This is a genomic window from Streptomyces albus subsp. chlorinus, assembly GCF_013302895.1.
Classification (GTDB): Bacteria; Actinomycetota; Actinomycetes; order Streptomycetales; family Streptomycetaceae; genus Streptomyces; species Streptomyces chlorinus.
Genome location: NZ_VJOK01000001.1, coordinates 1,592,979 through 1,613,666, shown reverse-complemented (window position 1 = coordinate 1,613,666; position 20,688 = coordinate 1,592,979). Strand labels below are relative to the sequence as shown.

At 74.2% G+C, this 20,688-nt stretch carries 16 protein-coding genes; 9 read left to right on the top strand and 7 right to left on the bottom strand.

The genetic code is table 11. From position 1 onward, the window contains the following. Both FM076_RS33460 and FM076_RS07350 read right to left on the bottom strand, forming a co-directional pair. A partial coding sequence (locus FM076_RS33460; RefSeq protein ID WP_345944912.1) for a helicase-related protein occupies positions 1 to 1,463 on the bottom strand: 1,463 nt, incomplete at its 3' end. Positions 1,464 to 1,907: 444 nt separating this feature from the next. After that, positions 1,908 to 2,819: a class I SAM-dependent methyltransferase gene (locus FM076_RS07350; RefSeq protein ID WP_173869135.1), complete on the bottom strand. Its 912-nt coding sequence runs from the start codon at positions 2,817 to 2,819 to the stop codon at positions 1,908 to 1,910. 454 nt (positions 2,820 to 3,273) lie between these two features. Here FM076_RS07350 and rpsA point away from each other — a divergent pair, with 454 nt between their 5' ends. The 4 genes from rpsA to FM076_RS07330 all read left to right on the top strand — a co-directional run bounded on the left by rpsA (position 3,274) and on the right by FM076_RS07330 (position 7,259). After that, positions 3,274 to 4,788, top strand: coding sequence for a 30S ribosomal protein S1 (gene rpsA / locus FM076_RS07345; RefSeq protein ID WP_173869133.1), 1,515 nt, complete (start codon positions 3,274 to 3,276; stop codon positions 4,786 to 4,788). A gap of 231 nt (positions 4,789 to 5,019) precedes the next feature. After that, positions 5,020 to 5,985 carry a proteasome assembly chaperone family protein gene (locus tag FM076_RS07340; protein WP_173869132.1) on the top strand — a complete coding sequence of 322 codons (966 nt, stop codon included), beginning with the start codon at positions 5,020 to 5,022 and terminating at the stop codon, positions 5,983 to 5,985. Positions 5,986 to 6,203: 218 nt separating this feature from the next. After that, positions 6,204 to 6,803, top strand: a complete 600-nt coding sequence (coaE, locus tag FM076_RS07335; RefSeq protein ID WP_173869130.1) for a dephospho-CoA kinase — start codon at positions 6,204 to 6,206, stop codon at positions 6,801 to 6,803. Positions 6,804 to 6,857: 54 nt separating this feature from the next. After that, entirely contained in the window at positions 6,858 to 7,259 is a 402-nt protein-coding gene (locus FM076_RS07330) for a tetratricopeptide repeat protein (protein WP_173869128.1), read from the top strand. 266 nt (positions 7,260 to 7,525) lie between these two features. On the opposite strand, the gene FM076_RS07325 is transcribed toward FM076_RS07330, so the two are convergent. Next, positions 7,526 to 8,731, bottom strand: a complete 1,206-nt coding sequence (locus tag FM076_RS07325) for an amidase family protein (RefSeq protein ID WP_173869127.1) — start codon at positions 8,729 to 8,731, stop codon at positions 7,526 to 7,528. Positions 8,732 to 8,796: 65 nt separating this feature from the next. Between FM076_RS07325 and FM076_RS07320 the strand changes: the two genes are divergently transcribed. Further along, a complete protein-coding gene (locus tag FM076_RS07320) occupies positions 8,797 to 9,192 on the top strand; it encodes a hypothetical protein (protein WP_173869125.1) in 396 nt (131 codons plus the stop codon). 5 nt (positions 9,193 to 9,197) lie between these two features. On the opposite strand, the gene FM076_RS07315 is transcribed toward FM076_RS07320, so the two are convergent. Further along, positions 9,198 to 9,992 carry an endonuclease/exonuclease/phosphatase family protein gene (locus FM076_RS07315; RefSeq protein WP_173869124.1) on the bottom strand — a complete coding sequence of 265 codons (795 nt, stop codon included), beginning with the start codon at positions 9,990 to 9,992 and terminating at the stop codon, positions 9,198 to 9,200. 253 nt (positions 9,993 to 10,245) lie between these two features. On the opposite strand from FM076_RS07315, the gene FM076_RS07310 reads away from it, so the two are divergent. Then, positions 10,246 to 13,743 carry a DEAD/DEAH box helicase gene (locus FM076_RS07310; protein WP_243274355.1) on the top strand — a complete coding sequence of 1,166 codons (3,498 nt, stop codon included), beginning with the start codon at positions 10,246 to 10,248 and terminating at the stop codon, positions 13,741 to 13,743. A 164-nt stretch (positions 13,744 to 13,907) separates the two neighbouring features. After that, a complete protein-coding gene (locus tag FM076_RS07305) occupies positions 13,908 to 15,437 on the top strand; it encodes an SWIM zinc finger family protein (RefSeq protein ID WP_173869123.1) in 1,530 nt (509 codons plus the stop codon). A 382-nt stretch (positions 15,438 to 15,819) separates the two neighbouring features. Here FM076_RS07305 and FM076_RS07300 read toward each other — a convergent pair whose 3' ends face one another. Both FM076_RS07300 and FM076_RS07295 read right to left on the bottom strand, forming a co-directional pair. Then, positions 15,820 to 16,755: an NAD(P)/FAD-dependent oxidoreductase gene (locus FM076_RS07300; protein WP_173874562.1), complete on the bottom strand. Its 936-nt coding sequence runs from the start codon at positions 16,753 to 16,755 to the stop codon at positions 15,820 to 15,822. 569 nt (positions 16,756 to 17,324) lie between these two features. Next, entirely contained in the window at positions 17,325 to 17,726 is a 402-nt protein-coding gene (locus FM076_RS07295) for a VOC family protein (protein WP_173869122.1), read from the bottom strand. A 675-nt stretch (positions 17,727 to 18,401) separates the two neighbouring features. Here FM076_RS07295 and FM076_RS07290 point away from each other — a divergent pair. Continuing rightward, positions 18,402 to 19,184, top strand: coding sequence for a hypothetical protein (locus FM076_RS07290; protein ID WP_173869120.1), 783 nt, complete (start codon positions 18,402 to 18,404; stop codon positions 19,182 to 19,184). Between the two features lie 228 nt (positions 19,185 to 19,412). Beyond that, the gene (locus FM076_RS07285; RefSeq protein WP_173869119.1) at positions 19,413 to 20,192 is read left to right on the top strand and encodes a PIG-L deacetylase family protein; all 780 of its coding nucleotides are present in this window, start codon (positions 19,413 to 19,415) and stop codon (positions 20,190 to 20,192) included. On the opposite strand, the gene FM076_RS07280 is transcribed toward FM076_RS07285, so the two are convergent. Then, positions 20,077 to 20,688 (bottom strand): MFS transporter (locus tag FM076_RS07280; RefSeq protein ID WP_243274354.1); only part of this gene is annotated, 612 nt, incomplete at its 5' end. The two genes, FM076_RS07285 and FM076_RS07280, sit on opposite strands and share 116 nt — an antisense overlap.

Below are 20,688 nucleotides of genomic sequence, written 5' to 3'. Positions count from 1 at the left end.
CGGCGCAGGGCTTCGGCCGCGTCGTCCCCGTACTCGCGCGGCGGCTCCTCGCTCAGCAGCGCCACCGTCTCGCACGCCAGCTCGCTGCCCACGGCGGCGGCGCCGTCCAGCAGCGCCCGGGCGAGCCGGGGATGCACACCGATACGGGCCATCCGCCGGCCACGGTCGGTCACCCGCCCCGCCGCGTCCAGCGCGCCGACCGCCCGCAGCGTCTCGCGGGCCGCGCTCATCGCACCCGCCGGGGGCGCGTCCAGCAGCGCCAGCCGACCGGCCTCCGGATCGCCCCAGCAGGCGGCCTGCAGCGCGAACGCCGTCAGATCGGCGACGGCGATCTGAGGTGCCGGCTCGCGCGGGCGTCCCGTCTCTTCCGCCTCGGCCCAGCAGGCGTAGGCCACCCCGGGTGCCTCCCGCCCCGCGCGTCCGCGTCGCTGCTCGGCCCCCGCGCGCGAGACCCGCACGGTCGTCAGCGAGCCCAGCCCCCGCGCGTGGTCCATCCGCGGCTCCCGGGCGAGCCCGGCGTCCACCACGACGCGCACCCCTGGGACCGTCAGGCTCGACTCGGCCACCGCCGTCGCGAGGATCACCCGGCGCCCGGTGCGCCCGCCGCCGTTCCCGCTGCCGTCGCTGTCGCCGCCGCGCAGCACCTCGTCCTGGGCACGGGCCGGTGCCCGCCCGTGCAAGGGGAACACCTGTGCGTCCACGTCGCGGAGCAGCGCCGCCACCCGGCCGATCTCGCCCACGCCCGGCAGGAAGCAGAGCACATCGCCGGCCGGCACCTCGCGGAGCGCCCGCCTGACCGTCGCCGCGACGTGCCGCAGCAGCGCGGGGTCCACCCAGGTGCCGTGCGGCGGCCGTACGCCCGCGGGCGGCGGCGCGTACCGCACCTCGACCGGGTGGCTCGTCCCCCTGCCGCGGACCACGGGGGCGGACAGCAGCCGCGCCCACGCGGCACTGTCCTGCGTCGCCGACGCCGCGATCACGGACAGGTCGTCCGGGCGGAGTGTCGCGCGGACGTCCAGCAGGAACGCCAGCGCCGTGTCCGCGTCCAGATGCCGCTCATGGCACTCGTCCATGAGCACCACGTCCACCCCCGGCAGCTCCTGGTCCCGCTGGAGGCGCTGCAACAGGACACCCGTCGTCACGACCTCCACGCGGGTGGCCGGGCCCACGCGGCGCTCGCCCCGCACGGTGAAGCCGACACTTCCGCCCGGCTCCTCGCCCAGCAGCCACGCCATCCGGCGCGCCGCCGACCGGGCCGCCATCCTCCGCGGCTCGGCCACCAGAACCCTGCGGGCGGGGGCACCGTCCGCCAGCAGTCCGGACAGGGCGAGGGGGAGGAGCGTGGTCTTGCCGGTCCCGGGCGGCGCGTGCACCACGGCGGAACCGTGCGAGGCCAGCGCCTCGCGCAGCCGGGGAAGGGCTTCGGCGATCGGGAGCTGAGCGAGCTGGGCGTCACGGAGCACCGGGAGATTCTCCCCGCTTTCCGCCCCCGGCCTGTTTCCGGGGGGCACGGGAGCCGGGGGCGGGAGGCGGGACGGGGCGGGGCCCCGTCGTCGGCCGGGACGGACCGGTCCGGCCGGGCCGAAACGGTCTGATAGGCACTGATCGGTCCGGTAGGAATGGATCGGCCTAATCGTTACTGATCGGTCTGTCGGAACGGATCGGTAGGGCGTGGCCGTGCCGATGTGCGCGCGGGACCCGCCGTTCCCGCCGTCCCGGTCGTTCCCGCAGCGCCCATGTGCGCGTGCGGACGAAGACCGGCACGCGCGTGCGCGTTCGACGCGTGCCGGATGTCGCACTCGCGTGCGGACCGGACGCGTGCCGGACAGACGCTGGCCCGACCGCACCTCCAGACGGACCGGGTGCCGCACTCGCGTGCGCGGCCCGGCGCATACCGGACGCCGCCCTCACACGCGTGTGCAGACGAAGACGGCCGTCCCCGGGACGAGCCGCCCCCGCAAGGGGGACCAGCCGCCCCAGACCTGCTGGTTCCACTCGGGCCACTCCGGCTCGACGAGGTCGTCGAGCCGGAACCCGGCGCCGGTCAGTTCACGCACCCGGTCCCCGAGGGTCCGGTGGTGCTCCACGTAGACGGTCCGCCCCTCCGCGTCCTGCTCCACGTACGGAGTCCGGTCGAAGTAGGAGGCGACGACGGTCAGCCCCTCGGGGCCCGGTTCGTCGGCCAGGGACCAGCGCAGGGGGTGGGTGAGGGAGAAGACCCACCGTCCGCCGGGCCGCAGCACCCGTGCCACCTCCGCGAACACGCGTTCGGGGTCGGCCACGAACGGGATCGCTCCGTAGGCCGAGCAGGCCAGGTCGAAGGAGGCGTCCGCGAACGGCAGCGCCCGCGCGTCCGCCTCGACCAGCGGAAACCCCGGCCCACCGCCCTGCCCGTCCCCGATCCGCAGCGCGTGCTGCAACTGCCGGTGGGACAGGTCGAGCGCGACGGGTCGCGCTCCCTGCCCGGCGAGCCACCGTGAGCACTGGGCGGCGCCGGCGCCGACCTCCAGCACGTCGAGGCCGCGGAGCGCGCCGGCCGACCCCAGCAGCCGTGCCTCGGCCTCGTCCAGACCCTCCGGGCCCCAGATGAAGCGGGCGTCACCGAGGAAGGTGCCGTGCTCGGTCTGGTACTCGTCCGCGTTGCGGTCCCACCAGCCCCGATTGGCGCGGCTGCTCTCCCGGCCGCCGGCGGGGCGCCGTACGGCTTCGGCGTCGTCCGGGTCGCCGGGCGGTCCGCCGGGCGGCTCGTGGGGAGGGCGGCCGGGCGGCTGGTGGGGAGGGCGGCTGTACGGACCGCTGGGCTGATCACTGTCCGTCATGAAAGACCCACCCTGGGGGTGGACAACGGTGTCCGCCTCGTGCTTTTGTTCCCTCGCACCAGTAGCCGTACCCTTCGTCCAGGCTCGCGATCGTGTGCCGTGGGAGTCCGAGCGGAGCGCGTGGCGGCGGACCGGACGCCGGCCGAGCGCCTGCCGCACGCTGACCGTGCGGGCCATCTGCCCCTCTCCCAGGGCGAGTTGTGCCGGTTATGAGGCCATCCGTCCCAGGTGTGCTCTTTCGCGCATTGACCATGCCCAGCGGCCCCCGTATGCTACAAGTTGCGCTGCGGGCCTGCGTGCCTCGGACGGAGCAGGCCGCGCTCGCATCTGTTGTATGTCCCCTCGGGTTTCCGGCTTTCATGGCTGTCCGGCTGACTTGCATGCGGTGCGATCAAAGGGCCCTCGGCGTAGCAGTACCTACGACTTCATGTCCGTACCGGAGACCCTTTCCCACATGACGAGCAGCACCGAGACCTCCGCCACCAGCCCGCAGGTTGCGGTCAACGACATCGGTTCCGAGGAAGCCTTCCTCGCCGCGATCGACGAGACGATCAAGTACTTCAACGACGGCGACATCGTCGACGGCGTCATCGTGAAGGTCGACCGGGACGAGGTCCTGCTCGACATCGGTTACAAGACCGAAGGTGTCATCCCTTCCCGAGAGCTGTCGATCAAGCACGATGTCGACCCCAACGAGGTCGTCGCAGTCGGTGACGAGATCGAGGCCCTGGTCCTCCAGAAGGAGGACAAGGAAGGCCGCCTGATCCTCTCGAAGAAGCGCGCCCAGTACGAGCGTGCCTGGGGCACCATCGAGAAGATCAAGGAAGAGGACGGCATCGTCACCGGTACCGTCATCGAGGTCGTCAAGGGCGGCCTCATCCTCGACATCGGCCTGCGCGGCTTCCTCCCGGCCTCCCTGGTCGAGATGCGCCGCGTCCGCGATCTCCAGCCGTACGTCGGCAAGGAGCTCGAGGCCAAGATCATCGAGCTGGACAAGAACCGCAACAACGTGGTCCTGTCCCGCCGCGCCTGGCTCGAGCAGACCCAGAGCGAGGTCCGCCAGACCTTCCTCACCACCCTCCAGAAGGGCCAGGTGCGCTCCGGCGTCGTCTCCTCCATCGTCAACTTCGGCGCCTTCGTCGACCTGGGCGGCGTGGACGGTCTGGTCCACGTCTCCGAGCTGTCCTGGAAGCACATCGACCACCCCTCCGAGGTCGTCGAGGTCGGCCAGGAGGTCACGGTCGAGGTCCTGGACGTCGACATGGACCGCGAGCGCGTGTCCCTGTCGCTCAAGGCGACCCAGGAAGACCCGTGGCAGCAGTTCGCCCGGACCCACCAGATCGGCCAGGTCGTGCCCGGCAAGGTCACCAAGCTGGTGCCGTTCGGTGCGTTCGTCCGCGTCGACGAGGGCATCGAGGGCCTGGTCCACATCTCCGAGCTGGCCGAGCGCCACGTGGAGATCCCGGAGCAGGTCGTCCAGGTCAACGACGAGATCTTCGTCAAGGTCATCGACATCGACCTGGAGCGCCGCCGCATCAGCCTCTCGCTGAAGCAGGCCAACGAGGCCTTCGGCGCCGACCCGACCGCGGTCGAGTTCGACCCGACCCTCTACGGCATGGCCGCGTCCTACGACGACCAGGGCAACTACATCTACCCCGAGGGCTTCGACCCGGAGGCCAACGACTGGCTGCCGGGTTACGAGAAGCAGCGCGAGGAGTGGGAGCGCCAGTACGCCGAGGCGCAGGCGCGCTTCGAGGCGCACCAGGCCCAGGTCATCAAGTCCCGCGAGGCCGACGAGCAGGCCGCGGCCGAGGGCGCCACGGGCGGCGGCGCCGGTGCCGGGCAGGGCGGCGGCGGCCAGGGCGGCGGCTCCTACTCGTCCGAGGGTTCGGACGAGGACTCCGGTGCCCTCGCCTCCGACGAGGCGCTGGCTGCTCTCCGCGAGAAGCTGGCCGGCGGCCAGAGCTGAACCCCTCCGGCTGACGCTGGGAGGTGACCCCACCCGCTGGGGCATCACCCGAACGAGGCCCGCACCCCGAAAGGGGCGCGGGCCTCGTCCCTTTCGGGCGCACCCTCTTGCCGGCTCTCTCCCTTTCCGACTCCTTCCGCTTTCCGGCTCCTTCCGGCTTTCCGGGCCCCCGGGGTGGGCCGGCCCCGGAAGAAGGGGAATGCGAGTTGGGGCCGCGGCGTTGGGTGGGATATGGAGCACGAAGCGTTGTACTCATGGGATCAGGCCGGGCTCGATGCCGTGGACGCGGTGATCGGAGAACCCGACAGCGCAGGGCTGGTGCTGCTGTACCACTTCGAGGGCTTCATGGACGCCGGTGAGACCGGTGAGCAGATCGTCGAACGCCTGCTCGCGACCCAGCCCTACGTCACCGTCGCCCGCTTCGACGTGGACCGCCTCCTCGACTACCGGGCGCGCCGCCCGGTGATGACGTTCCGCCGCGACCGCTGGGTGTCGTACGAGGCACCGCGGCTGGAGCTGCGGCTGATGCGGGACGCGACCGACGCGCCGTTCCTGCTGCTGTCCGGCCCGGAGCCGGACAGCGAGTGGGAGCGCTTCACGGCTGCCGTCCGGGAGATCGTGGAGCGGGTGGGTGTCCGGCTGGCCGTGACGTTCCACGGCATTCCGATGGGCGTCCCCCACACCCGCCCCGTGGGCCTCACCCCGCACGGCAACCGTACCGAGCTGGTGCCGGCGCAGCGGAGCGTCTTCGAGGAGGCGCAGGTTCCCGGCAGCGCGGCCGCGCTGACGGAGCTGCGGCTCCAGGAGAGCGGCCACGATGTGCTCGGGGTCGTCGCGCACGTGCCGCACTACATCGCGCGCTCCCGGTATCCGGACGCCGCGCTGGTGGTCGCCGAGGCGATCACCAGCGCGACCGGTCTGGTGCTGCCGGAGGTCGCCCACGCGCTGCGGACCGAGGCGCTGCGGACCCAGAACGAGATCGAGCGGCAGCTCGCGGAGGGTGACGAGGAACTGGTGTCGGTCGTCCGCGGCCTGGAGCAGCAGTACGACGCGGTGGCGGGTGCGGAGACCCGCGGCAATCTGGTCGCCGAGCCGGTGGAGCTGCCCTCCGCCGACGAGCTGGGCGCCGTCTTCGAACAGTTCCTCGCTGAACGCGAGAGCGAGCAGGGTCCCGACGGGGGCGGCGAGCGGAACTGAGCCGGCCGGGATCTGGAGGGCTGGACCAGGTGCCGGGGCCAGGGGGTGCTGGACGGGCCGGGATGGTCGGATATGCGCGCGGGGGCGGACGTGTGCGGGGTCAGCCGTGTGCGCTGGGTCGGGCGTGAGTGCGGCGGCGGACGTGCGCGCCGGGACGGACGTGTGTGCGGCCGGGACCGGGCGCCGGCCAGGTCGCGGCACCGTATAGCGTTGCCTGCATGCTGAAGGTGGGTCTGACGGGCGGCATCGGCGCGGGCAAGAGCGAGGTGTCGCGGCTCCTCGCCCAGCACGGCGCGGTGATCGTGGACGCCGACCGGATCGCGCGGGAGGTCGTGGAGCCGGGGACGCCGGGCCTGGCGGCGGTCGTCGCCGAGTTCGGCGAGGAGGTTCTGGCTTCCGACGGCAGCCTCGACCGGCCCCGCCTGGGTTCCCTCGTCTTCTCCGACCCGGACCGGCTGGCCGCGCTGAACGCCATCGTCCACCCCCTGGTGGGGCAGCGCTCGGCCGAGCTGGAGCGGGCGGCGGCGGAGGCCGACGAGAACGCGGTGGTCGTCCACGACGTTCCGCTGCTGACGGAGAACGGTCTCGCACCGCTCTACGACAAGGTCGTCGTCGTGGACGCGTCCCCCGCCACCCAGCTGGACCGCCTGGTGCGGCTGCGCGGCATGGACGAGGACGAGGCCCGCGCCCGGATGGCCGCCCAGGCCGGCCGTGAGGAGCGGCTCGCGGTCGCGGACATCGTGATCGACAACGACGGCCCCCTGGAGAAGCTGGCCCCTCGCGTGCGCGAGGTATGGGAGCAGTTGCGCCGGGAATGACCACGCCCGGTACGGCGTTGTGCCCAGTCGGAAGCCGACGGAGAGGGCAGTGCTGTGACCAGCCCCGAGACGAACCTCATCCAGTTCCGTGCCGCGGAGCAGCTGCTGGAGGCACGCGATCCGCGCGGCGCGGTCCATCTCCTCGACAGTGTGATCGAAGAGCACCCCGAGCACCGGGGCGCGCGGCTGTTGCGTGCGCGGGCGTACTTCCTGGCGGCGCGCCTCCGCTCGGCCGAGCAGGAGTTCAAGTGGGTGCTGGAGCGCGAGCCGGACAATGCCTTCGCGCACTTCGCGCTGGGCCGCACCCTCCAGCGGGCCTCGCGGAACGACGAGGCGCGCGCCCACTTCAAACTCGCCGCCGCACTCAACCCCCGTCCCGACTTCGTGGAGGCCGCGGGCTTCGACAGCTTCGAGCCGCCGGAGCCGGGCACGGCGGACGAGGAGCTGGGCAACTAGCCCCTTCCTGCCCGCACCGGCGCCCCTGTTCGGACGGCTCGCCCGTGCCGCAACCGTGCCGCAACTCCCTGCCCAGGATCACTCGTCCGTGTGGTTCCGTGCCCAGCGGGCGAGCGCGGTGAAGTCCTCGTCGCACAGCCCGCGCCGGGGATCGACGCGACGACGGGCAGCGGGGGCCGTCCGAACAGGGGCGCTATCCCGTCGTTGGCCTCGCCCGCCCCGCTCAGGTCGTCGCCCGGTTCCGTCCGCTGCGGTGGTCTCGTGCGTCACGGCAGCCCCTCTTCTTCCGCCCCAGCGGCGACGGCCAGCAGATCGGCCTCCCGGCCGTGCCGGGCCACCAGTTGCAGGCCGACCGGGGCGCCGTCGGCGGTCCGTCCGGCGGGCAGGCTCAGTGCGGGATGCCCGGTGATGTTGAACGCCCAGGTGAGGGCGACGCTCATGACCTCTCCCGGACCGTCGTGTCCGTGCGGCGGGTTCGGGGTGGTGGGGGTGGCCAGCACATCCACCTCGGCGAAGACGCTGTCCAGGGCGGCGTTGAGCGCGTGCGCCGTGCGGGCCGCGTCGCGGGACGGTCCGGGGCCGCCTCCGCGCAGGTGATGCCAGCAGTGGGCGGGGTCCGGCAGCCGCACGGGGCCGGAGGAGAGGGGGCGTGGGAGGAGGAGCCGCGCGCCCGTCAGCGCCTCCAGCAGCGTGTGCGCCGTGGTCGCGATCTGGTCCTCGGTGTCCGCGAAACCCAGCGTCGCGGACCACGCGGTGCGCAGCGGATGCCCGGGGCGGGGGCCGGGGCGGGAGCGGGTGAGGGTGTGGTCGCAGGGCATACCGACTGGTCGGTCGGTCGAGGGCCGGTAGTGGGCGAGGGCGGAGAGGTAGGCGGCCGCGTCGGCTGCCGTGCGGGCCAGCGGCCCCGGTGCGGCCCGGACCGTACGGCCCCGTGCGGGCGCCAGTCCGCCTGTCGTCTTCAGCCCGAGGACGCCGCACCACGCGGCCGGGACGCGGATGGAGCCCGCGCCGTCGCCGCCGGTGGCCAGCGGCACCATGCGGGCCGCCACAGCCGCGGCCGACCCGGCCGAGGAGCCGCCCGGGGACCACCGCGGGTCCATGGGGTTGCGGGTGGGGCCGCGGTCGGTGGCGCCCCAGGTCTGCCACTCGGTGCCCGGACCTGGCGTGGCGGTCGCCCCGACGGGTACGCAGCCGGCCGCCACCAGCCCGGCCACCTGCGGAGACGCCAGGGACTGCGTGGCCTTCACCGCCAGCGGCACCCCGGCCAGCGGCAGGCGCGCCCCCGCGCGGAGCGCGCGGTCCACGGCGGCGGCGTACTCGGCGGCCGGCGCGGGCCATGTCCGGGTGAAGGCCCGTATCTCTCCGTCCCGTTCCGCGATGCGCGCCAAAGCGGCGTCCGCGACCTCGCGCGCGGACAGGCGGCCCGCCCCCACCTCTGCGGCGATCCCGCACGCCGACATGCCCCCGTCCATGCCGGAAACGGTACAACCGGGTACCCCCTGGCGGCCTGCGCCGCGGGCCACTTACCGTATGCCGTATGGATGTTGGAGCCGCGCTCACTCTCGCCACCACCGCCGCCTCGGCCGCTGCCGGGGGTGCCGCCAGCGCGGCCGGGCAGTCCGCCTGGGAGTCGTTGCTGTCGCTCGTACGGCGCGTGGGCGGCCTCCGCCGCGACGGCGAGCCCGGCGAGGGCGGACCGACCGCCGTCGATCCCGCCGACGAGCGGCAGGTCCGCGTCCTGACCGGCTGGCTGGCCGAACAGGCCGACCGCGACGAGGAGTTCGCCGCCCTGCTGCGCGGATGGGCCGAACGGCACGCCCCCGCGCTGCGCGCCGAGCGCTCGGAGGTCAACAACACCGTCTCCGGCTCCGCCCAGGTCAGCGGCCCGGTGATCCAGGCCCGCGACATCCACGGCGGCATCCACCTGGGCTGAGGGCCCTACTCCCACGCTCCGGGCGGGTGAGCGGGAGGTTCGAGATCGGCCACGAGCCCGTGGTGATCGCTCGCCTGGACGCCGTCCACCGGCTCGACCAGCACCCGTGCGCAGGCGGCGACACGCAGGGTCGGCCCGTGCGGGCCGCAGCCGGCCATCACGTAGTCGATACGGCGGTCGACGGCCTCCGGCATGTCCCCCCGCCGCACCAGCGGGTTCGCGCGCTCGAAGGTCGGCCCCGGCTCGCCCGGGTGCGCACTCGCCCACGCGTCCTGATAGCAGACACTCATCCCTTCGAGTGACTGGAACCCCCGCAGGAACCGGATGCTCGCCGCGTCGGGGGTCGCGTCCAGATCCCCCAGCAGGACGGTGTGCCGGGCGGCCGGCAGTCGGCCGACCACACGGGCCGTCGCCACGGCCTGCCGCTCACGCTCGTACTCGTAGCCGTACGGCCAGCTCGGCTTGTGGTGCACGACGAGCAGCGGCCCGAACGGCTCGGGCAGCTCCAGCCGTGCCGCGGTCACGCCGCACCACTCGGTGCGTGCCGTGCGGGGAGTCACCTCGAGGGTGTCCGTCGTGACGGACGCGAACGGCTGCCGCGCGGCCAGCACGGCCCCGATGCCGTCGGAGCCGTACCGGGGATGCGGGGCCACGTGCCAGCCCCTCTCGGCGAGCCCCGCCACGTCCGCGCGGCTCACCTCCTGGAGCGCCAGCACATCCGGTGCCAGGCGCTCGATCTCCCGGGCCAGCACCCGTCTGCGGGCGGCGCCGTCGGCGTACTCCGGTGCCAGCACGTTCATGGTCAGCACCCGCACGGGAAACCTCGCCCACGCGTGGCAGCCGGCTCCACGGATTCCACGGCCGGCCCTCGTTCAGAAGTGTCCACGATCCTCCAGGGTCCCCTGCTGCCGGCCCGTCATGCCCGTGGTTGTCCGGCTCAGCCCGCCCGGACCGGGGCGCGGGGCCTTGAGCTGGGTGTTCCTTGATCAAAGAGGGCGTTGTCAGTGGGCGCTCCTAGACTCGCCGGCGAGGTTGTGAGAGGTGGTGGCGCGTATGGGGTCGGGGAACGATGCGGGGCTCCTGCGGTGCGCCGCCGTCTTCGAGCCGGGGGAGGTACCCCGGCAGGGGCAGGTGGCGTTCTGGTCCGACGGGTCCGCTGGGACCGGCCGGACCGGTGGATCCGATGAGGTCGGTGGGGCTGACGGGGCCGGTGGGGCCTTCGGGACCGGGGAGGGTGTGCTGCCCGAGGTCGGGGAGCCGGGGGAGCTGACGGTGGTGCGCCCGGACGGGGAGGGCGTGCGATGCCGGGTGGTGGCGGCGCGCCGGCTGCCGGTGCGGGAGGCACTGCCGGTGCTGATGAGGGCACGTACGGCGAGGGACGCGCACCCGGCCGCCGCGTGCTGGGGCGCGGCGGCGCTGCACGGGCTGCGGCTGGTCGCGCGAGGACGGCTGGTGCCGGGGCTGGCGGACGGGGACGCCGACGTGTGGCGGGCCGGACCGCTGGACCCGGAGGACGTGGCCCATCTGCGGGCCGTGGCGGCGGCCATGCCACCCGAGGCGCACGCGGTCCCGGTGGAGATCCCGGCGCCGGACCCGCGCCGGGAGCCGGGTTCGCCCCCCGGCGGGCAGATCCGGGTGCCCGAGCCGGAGGGGCTGGTGCGGGCGTTCCTGGACGCGGTCGCCGATGTGCTGCCCCGCACCCCCGCCGGACCTGCCGCCGCCGGCCCGGCGTTCGCGGCGCGGGAGCCGCAGCGGCTGGCCGGGAACTACCCGCGGCTCCGCGAGTGGGCGGCGGAGGTGACAGCCGGCACGGAGGCCGGAATCCGGATCTCCCTGCGGCTCGACCTCTCCGCCGACCGCATCTTCGACGGCGGCCCGGCGGAGGTACCGGAGGCAACGGGACAGCCGGACCTCGCGGTCCCCCCGCACCTGACGGATGAGCCGGCCCTGACGGATGAGCCGGCCCTGACGGAAGAGCCGGTCCCGACGGAAGCGCCGGCCCTGACGGGTGAGCCGGGCCCGGTGGGAAAGCCGGCCCCGAGGAGGGAGCCGGCCCCGAGGAGGGAGCCAGGCCCGAGGAGGGAGCCGGGCCCGACGAAGGCGCCCGGCACCACGAAGGAATCCAGCCCCTCGAAGGAGCCGGTTCCGGCGCAGGGGAGCGCCGAAGTCGCCCCCGCCCCGGAGCCGTACGTCGCCGCAGCCGTCGTCCAAGCGACGAGCGTCGCGGACGGGACGCTGGTCGCGGACGTGGGCTCGCTGTGGCGCGGCGAGGCGGACTACCTGGGTCCGCGCGCCCGGGTGGACACCCTGCTGGCCATCCGGCGGGCCGCGCGCGTCTGGGCGCCGCTGGGGCGGCTGCTGGAGCGGCCCACTCCCGATGTGCTGCCGTTGACGGAGCAGGAGCTGAACGACCTGCTGGGCCGGACGGCACGCGAACTGGCGGCGGCGGACGTCGCCGTGCACTGGCCGCGCACGCTGGCGCGTGAACTGCTGAGCGCCACCGCGGTCGTCGGCACGGGACCGCAGGCGCCGGGCTCGGCGGCCGACGGCTTCGGCTTCTTCAAGGAGCGGAACCTGCTGGAGTTCCGCTGGCAGCTCGCGCTCGACGGCGACCCCCTCACCGAAGGGGAGATGGACGAACTGGCCGAGGCGCACCGCCCGTTGGTGCGACTGCGCGACCAGTGGGTGCTGGTGGACCCCGAGCTGGTCCGCAAGGCGCGCAAGCGGCACCTCGGGCTGCTCTCGCCCGGCGACGCGCTGGCCGCCGCGCTCTCGGGCGAGGCCGAGGTCGACGGCGAGCGGGTGGAGGCCGTACCCGACGGCGCGCTGGCGGCCCTGCGGGACCGTCTGCGGGAGGCGGCGCACGGGACGGAGGACGCCTCGGCCGCCGAGGTGGCGGCCCCCGCCCGGCTCAGGGCGCGGTTGCGGGGCTACCAGCTGAGGGGCCTGGCCTGGCTGGAGATGATGACAGATCTCGGCCTGGGCGGCTGCCTCGCCGACGACATGGGCCTGGGCAAGACAGTCACGCTCATCGCGCTTCACCTGCGTCGCGCCGAGCGCGGTGAGACGGCGCCGACGCTGGTGGTGTGCCCGGCCTCGCTGCTGGGCAACTGGCAGCGGGAGCTGGCCCGGTTCGCCCCCCATGTGCCGGTGCGTCGCTACCACGGCCCGGGCCGCACCCTGGAGGGCCTCGGCGGAGCCACGGAGGGAGCGGGCCGCGACACGGGGCCGGCGGGCTGCGGCAGGGAGCCTGCGGACGGGCGTGCGGAGTCTGCAGGGGGGCGTGCGGAGTCCGCCGACGGGCGTGCGGAGTCCGCGGATGGGAGAGCCCGCGGTGACGCGGAGCCCGTGGACAAGCACGACGGCCGTGCGCACGGCGGTGACGCGGGCTTCGTACTGACGACCTACGGCACCCTGCGCGGCAGCGCGGAACGCCTCGCGGACCGGCAGTGGGGGCTGGTCGTCGCGGACGAGGCCCAGCACGTGAAGAACCCCTACTCGGCGACCGCCCGCGCTCTGCGCACCCTGCCCTCCGCCGCCCGCATCGCCCTGACCGGCACGCCCGTCGAGAACAACCTGTCCGAACTGTGGGCACTGCTGGACTGGACGACGCCGGGCCTGCTCGGCCCGCTCAAGAGCTTCCGGGCCCGCCACGCGCGCGCCGTCGAGGGAGGGGAGGACCCGGAGGCGACGGAGCGGCTGGCGCGTCTGGTGAGACCGTTCCTGCTGCGCCGCAAGAAGTCCGACCCGGGGATCGTCCCCGAACTGCCTCCCAAGACCGAGACGGACCACATCGTCGAACTCACCAGGGAACAAGCGTCCCTGTACGAGGCGGTGGTGCGCGAGACCCTGGCCCGTATCGAGGCGGCCGAGGGCATGGAGCGGCGCGGACTGGTGATGAAACTGCTGACCGCGCTCAAGCAGATCTGCAACCACCGGGCGCAGTACCTGCGGGAGGGCGCTGACGGCGGCCCCGGCAGCCCCCGCGGGGCCGCCCGGCCGGGCGGCCGTACGCGCTCGGGCAAGCTCGCACTGCTGGACGAACTGCTGGGCACGATCCTGGCCGAGGGCGGCTCGGCCCTGGTGTTCACGCAGTACGTGGAGATGGGGCGGCTGCTCCAGGCGCACCTGGCCGAGCGCGGCATCGGCACCCAACTGCTGCACGGCGGCACACCGGTGGCCCGGAGGGAGGCGATGGTGGACGCCTTCCAGTCGGGCGAGGTCCCCGTCTTCCTGCTCTCCCTCAAAGCGGCGGGTACCGGCCTCAACCTGACCCGGGCCGGCCACGTCATCCACTACGACCGCTGGTGGAACCCCGCCGTCGAGGAGCAGGCCACCGACCGCGCCTACCGCATCGGCCAGACCCAGCCGGTACAGGTGCACCGCCTGCTGACGGCGGGCACCGTGGAGGACCGTATCGCTCAACTGCTGTCCGAGAAGCGCCGACTGGCCGACGCGGTGCTGGGCGGCGGCGATTCCGAACTGCGGGAGCTGACCGAACTCACGGACGCCCAGCTCGCCGACCTCGTGTCCCTGCGGAGGCGGCCGTGAGTAGCACCAGCCGGCCGGGTCCCGGAGCTGAGACGTCCGCCCACGACACCCGCCGCGCGGATGCCGGCACGGAGACGACTGTAGGGGCGGCTACCGCGCCGGGTCCTGGTGCCGGGACAGCCACCGGCGCGGCCTCTGTGCCGGGTGCTGGTGCCGAGGCGGTCATGGGCGCGGCTTCCGCGCCGGGTGCCGGTGCCGGGGCAACCGGGGGAGCGGCATCGGCGCGGGATGCCGGACGGGGCGGCGCGTGGCTGCGCGCCATGAAGGTCGCCGCCGGTGACGGGGCGGGCGCGGTGGCGCGGCTGGAGCGCGGGCGCGCGTACGCGGCCGCGAGCGAGGTGTTCACCGTACGGGCGGGACCGGGCCGGATCACGGCGTACGTGCGGGGCAGCCGCCCGCGCCCCTACCGCGCCCGCTGGCGCCTGCCGGTGCTCACGGACGCACAGTGGGACCTCTTCGTCGAGACGGCCGCCGCCCGGCCCGCGCATGTGGCGGCCCTGCTGGACGGTGCCGTACCCGACCAGGCGCTCGACGAGGCGGAAGCCGCGGGAGTGCGCCTCCTGCCCGCGCCGGGCGAACTCCTGCCCAGCTGCTCCTGCCCGGACCAGGGCAGTCCTTGCAAGCACGCCGCCGCCCTCGGTTACGAGACGGCCCGCCTGCTGGACGCCGACCCCGGCCTGTTGTTCCTGCTGCGGGGACGCGACGCGGACCGCGTACGGGAGGACGTCCTGCGGCACAATGCCCGGCTTGAGGCGGGCGCGGGCGTGGACGCGGACGCCGTGCCGGGCTCCCACCAGGCGGCCGGCCCCGTGCCCGCCCGGACACCCGAACTCGCGCCGGAGCCGCCCGGAGGCAGGGCACCCCGGGAGGCTTCCGGGAACAAGACCCCTGGAAAGGCACCAGGGAGAATCTCTCGCCAGGAGCCGGCCCCGGAGACGTCCGGGACGGAGCCCGCGAGCTGGAGCGGGATACCGGCCCATGAGGTGTTCGCGACATCGGCGCGGCCCCCGTTGCCGGACCCGCTCCCGGTACCGGAGGCGGCGGGCGGGCCACCCGCGTTCCCGGAGCTGCCGGGCGCGCCCAGCGCGGACGCCCTCGCGTTCCTGGCCGAGGACGCCGCGACCAGGGCGCGGCTGACCCTGGCCGAGACCGAGGAGAGGCGGCACGGGGACGGTGGCCTGCCGATGGAACAGGCCGAGCTGTCGCTGTGGCACGACACCGCGCGGCTGGCCGCCACCCATCCGCGGCTGACGGGTCGCCGTACGCTCTCCCCGCTGTTCGCCGGTCTCGCACGGGCGGCGGGCCGTGACGCACTGGAACTGGCCCGTGCCGCGGCGGCCTGGCGACAGGGCGGTCCCGCCGGGCTCGCCGTTCTCGACACTGCCTGGGACCCGCCCGCGGGCGACTTCGACCGGGGACGGAGCGCCCTCGCCGCGCTGGGCATCACCATGACGATCCAGCGCAACCGCCTCACCCACGCCACCCGTCCCGTCCAGCTGCGCTACGGGCGGGACGGCCGCTGGTACCCGTACCGCGCGGAGACCGCCGCCCCGAAGCCCGCCGGCCTCGCGCAGCCCCCGCCTTCCCCGGACTCCTCGGACCCTCTGGAGCCCTCGGGCCTCCCATGGTGGCCCGAGGGGCCGGCCGCCTCCGACCCGGTGCGGGCTTTGACCGGCCTGCGGGAACGGGGATGACCCGGCCCTGCCTCCAGGACCGGGCCGAGGGCGGGGACGAGGACGAGGGCAAGACCTCTGGCTGGGAGAGCCGGTTGATCACACCCGCACCGAGCGGACGATCGCCTGCAGGGCGACCCAGGACACCCGAACACCCTGGCCCCCAGATACCCCGGCCCCCCTGATACCCCGACCCCCTGATACCCGGCCCCCGGGTGCTTCCGGCCCCGGTGGAGCCGGCTCCCGGTACCCCAGCCCCGAGCGACCTGGGCGATCGTCCCTCGGCGACCCCGGACGCCCCAGCGTCAGGCCGGTGCCGTCCCAGGGCGCCCGGCCCCCGGTGCCGTCCAGAGGCGCGGCCCGCGGCCATTTCAGGGCGGGGCCCACCGTCTGGCTCGTCGGCTCACTTCCGGAGGGCGGCGAGGGCCAGGCCGGTGTCCTCCTCCATCAGCTCGGCGTTGATCTGGCCGGCCGCGGTAGCACCGGCCGCCGCAGCGGTACCCACCTGGGCGGCCAGATCGGTGACGTTGCCCGCGACCCACACGCCGGGCACCTCGGTACGCCCTCCCGCGTCGCTGGGCACGTAGGTACCCAGGGGGTGCTCGGCGGTCTCCAGGCCGAGTTGCGCCAGGAGTGCGCCGCGGGCCACCAGGCGGGAGGCGACCGCAAGGGCGTCGCGGCGTACGACGGTGCCGTCGCTCAGCCGCAGTCCGGCCAAACGGTCCTCCGCGATCTCCAGACCCTCCACCTTGCCGCCCACCACGCGGATGCCGCGGGCGGCCAGCTTCTCGGCCTCCTCACCGGCGGGGGCGGGCAGGGTGTGCGGGAAGAGGATCACATCGTCGCTCAGCTGCCGGAACAGCAGCGCCTGGTGGACCGACATCGGGCCGGTGGCCAGGACGCCGATGGCCTGGTCACGGACTTCCCAGCCGTGGCAGTAGGGGCAGTGGACCACGTCCTTGCCCCAGCGCTCCCGCAGCCCGGGGACGTCGGGCAGTTCGTCGACCAGCCCGGTGGTCACCAGCAGCCGGCGTGCCCGAACGGTGCGGCCGTCGGCCAGCGCGACCTCGAACGAGGGGGCCGCGCCGGTCACGGCGGTCACCTCGCCGGACACGACCTGCCCGCCGTACCGGCGCACTTCCGCCCGGCCGCGGCCCAGCAGCTCGTCCGGACGCATGCCGTCGCGGGCCAGCAGCCCGTGCACGCCGTCGGCGGGGGCGTTGCGCGGGGAGCCCGCGTCGATCACTGCCACGGACCGTCGTATCCGGGCGAGCATCAGCGCTCCGCTCAGGCCGGCAGCGCCGCCGCCGATCACCACGACGTCGTAGGACGCTTTCATGTCGTCGACTCTGTTGTCGGTCACCGTCCTCACCTCCAGGACCACCCTGCAGCACACCCATGGGGAACGGCAAAGCAAGTTGCCGTTACGGCAAGCCGCAGGGTGACGCTCTGTACCAGGCCCTGGACGCGGTGAGGGCACGGCTGTGCACCCTGCGCAAGCAGGGCGAGACCACGCCGGCCGAGCCGTCGGCGACGACCGGGATCTCGATGAGCACTCTCGCCCGGCCGGAGCCCGCCGCCCCCCGCCCCACGCTCGAACCGCTGCTCCCGCTGGCACGGGCCCACGGTGCCGTCCGCGACGAACTCGTGGACGCCCCGCCCACCGGTGCCCCGCACCTCCACCTGCGGCCGGTCACCGTCCGAGGCATGACGGTGCGGCCGCTGACCCGCCGTGCCGGGGGCATCCAGGCGTGCGAACTGCTCCTCCCGGCCTCCGAGCCCCCAAGGAGCCCGACCCCCAGACCTCCGAGGACCACGAGGGGCCACGAGTGGCTCGCCCTCCTCGACGGACGGCTCCGGCTCGTCCGGGCGGATACACGGGGGGCTGCCGGGGCGGCAGCGGGAGCCCTACTCGGAGGACTGTGGCCGGGCCGGCTGGAGCCGGTGGTGCAGGAGGCAGAATTCGTTGCCCTCCGGGTCGGCCAGGACGTGCCAGTTCTCGGCGCCGGTCTGTCCGACATCGGCGCGCTCGGCGCCGAGCGCGAGCAGCCGCTCCAACTCGGCGTCCTGGTCGCGGTCGGTGGCGTTGACGTCGATGTGCAGTCGGAGCTTCCCGGTCCGAGGGGTGCTGTTGGGGCTGATGACGAGGGTGGGCTGGAGCCCGCCGAAGCCGGTGTCGGGCGGCCCGATCTCGATGCTTCCGTCGTCCTCCCGTCCGATTTCGACGTAGCCGAGCACCTCGCGCCAGAACGCGGCGAGCCGCTCGGCGTCGGAGGCGTCGAGGACCAGCTCACTGATGCGGCATGCCATGCCCGTCAGTGTACGGAGAACCCAGGGTTCCGCCCTGGGAAATTCGCCGCCGTCGCCGCCGGCCGGGCACGTGACAACGGCAACAGCCGTGGGTCGACGCCCCGTTGGCCCCGGCAGACGGCGTACGGCCTGACGCAAGGTCCTGCGAACCAGACCGCCTGCGACCCGTGCCGGGCCCGTGCCGGTCGCCCCGCCCCCGCCCCTTCTCGTGCCGAGGGCACCCCTCGGCGAGGAAGTCAGGAGGGGCGTGCGTGTGCCCGAGGTTCCTCGCGGTGAGCAGGGGAGAGACGGAGAGGACGGCCTCAACCGGCACATCCCGCGCATATCAAGGGCCGGTCCCTGGCAACTGTGACCACACTCACCGCACGGTGCTCCGGACTCGGGGGTCCGTGGCCGGGTGCCGGCCCCAATGCGTCCGTGACGAAGGGGAGTTGACAGGCTCACCCGTAGGTGGCCATCCGCCGGTCTTTGTCCGTCCATGACCACCCGTTGACTCGTTCCGGCACGTCCGAGGGGCCACTCTCTTTCCCTGACGGCATACGGTCAGGGCCCGCATGGGGGACTGTCACCTGTGCCGAGTACTCTGCGCCGAACGCAGCACGGACAACGCGGCGAAGCCAACGCAGCAGAGACAGCGCCGTCGACACCACGGCGAACGGGGAGAGGAGCGGGCCCATGGCCTTCCGTAAGGCGACGATGAAGAAGCAGGTGGCCGAGGCCATCGCCCAGCAGGCGCCCGGAGACCGGCCGCTGGTGTCGGTCGGGGCCGTCGCGGGTCCGACCCCGTGGCTCAGTGTCGGATTCCTCGGTCTGATCGGTCAGTTCCTGATCAAGTACTACTTCATCACGGTCACCGAACAGGCCCTGCTGTTCCACAAGATGTCCCGTTTCTCGCAGCGGCCGAAGGAGATCGTGCACGCGATCCCGCGCGACCAGGCGCGTGCCCTCTTCGGCGAGATCCAGCTCAACCCGCTGTGGAGCTTCTACTACATGACCCTGCCGGGCGAGTCGTCCCGGGTGCGGATCAACGTCCACCGCATGTGGCGCAACGAACTGGAGCAGCTGCTGGCGATCGTAGGCGGCGCCCCCGGTCCGCAGGGCGCGGCCGGACCGCAGGGGTACGCACCGCAGCAGCAGCCGTACGCCCCGCAGGGCCAGCCGCAGCCCCAGCAGGGTTACGCCCCGCAGGGACCGGGCCAGCCCCCGCAGCACGGCGTACCCGGCCAGCAGCCGCAGGGACAGCCCCCCTACGCCCAGCCGCAGCAGCCGCAGCAGGCGCCCGGCGGGTACCAGCAGCCCCAGGCCCCGCAGCAGCCCGGTCCCTACGGTGCGCCGCAGGCTCCGGCGGCCCCCGCGCAGCAGCCCCAGCAGCCCCAGCAGCTGGGCCCGTACTACGGCAACCCCGGCCAGCAGCAGGGCGGCGGCCCGGTCGACCCGCGCCAGAACCCGTACGCCTGACGCCCCGCCACCTCCCCCGGGCCGTCCGCCGCTTGCCCGTGCGGACCGGGTACCGGGTGCGGGCCGGGTACCGGCCTCCGTCCACGGACGGAGGCCGTGCGCCCGAAGGACGGAGCCGGTTCGGCCGAAAGGCCGAATCACCGCGTCGCGGGGAACAGCGCGACCTGACCGTCACGTTGCCCCGGTGACCGGCGCCGACGGGGGCGCACGCGAGGAGAGGTGGGAGCGATGACGGCCACGGCACGGTCCGCGGAGGAACAGGGCGCCGAGCGGTTCGCGGCGATGCCGGAGGACTGGACGCGGGCGCTCGCGGTCGTCGCGCACCCGGACGACCTGGAGTACGGCGCCGCGTCCGCCGTCGCCGAGTGGACCGCCCGCGGCAAGGAGGTCGTCTACGTACTGGCCACCCGCGGCGAGGCGGGGATCGACACCATGGAGCCGGCCGAGGCGGCGCGGGTGCGCGAGGAGGAGCAGCGCGCCAGCGCGGCGGTCGTCGGGGTCACCGAGGTGGAGTTCCTCGACCACCGTGACGGCGTGCTGGAGGAGGGCCCGGCGCTGCGCCGGGACATCGCGGCGGCGATCCGCCGGCACCGGCCCGAACTCGTGATCACCGTCAACCACCACGACACGTGGGGCGACGCCCCCGGCAGCCCCTGGAACACGCCCGACCACCGGGCGCTGGGCCGCTCCGTCCTCGACGCGGTGGGCGACGCGGGCAACCGGTGGATCTTCAGCGACCAGCTGGAGCAGGACGGAGTCCTGCCGTGGTCCGGTGTGCGGTGGGTGGCCGTCGCCGCCTCCCCGGCCGTCACCCACGCCGTCACAGTCGGGGACGAGGCCACCCGCAAGGGCCTCGCCTCCCTGCTGCAGCACCGCTCCTACATCGAGGCCCTCACCGACGAGGACCCCGAGACCTACGCCCGGTCGATCGTCCACGGCGGGCTGGACCAGTACGCGCGGCGGAACGGCGGGCAGCGGGCCGTGGCTTTCGAGCTCCACCCCTGCTGACGACGGATCCCGCTGCGCCCTCGCCTCGGTCGCGGCGCCGTATGGCGGCGCCCCCGCCTCGGTCGCGGCGCCGTACGGCGGCCGAGACGGCCGGCGCCGCGACGGGGATGAGAAGGGCGGCAGCGAGCACGTTGAGCCAGCCGTAGCCCGCCCGGGCCACGACCAGCCCGGCGAGTGCCCCGCCGGCGCCCGCGGCCGCGTTCATGATCGTGTCGGAGAATCCCTGAACGGCCGCGCGGGCGTGCTGCGGCACGGAGTCGGTCAGCAGTGCCGAGCCGGCCACCAGCCCCGCCGACCAGCCCAGGCCCAGCAGGAAGAGCCCGGCGGCGGACTGGGCGTGGTCGCCGTTCGCCGTACCGGCCAGGGCCGTCGCACACGCCAGCACCGCCGCACCGGCCAGGATCACGCTGATGCGGCCGATCCGGTCCGCGAGCCAGCCCATCAGCGGGGAGAGCGCGTACATGCCCGTGATGTGACCGCTGATGACGAGACCGAT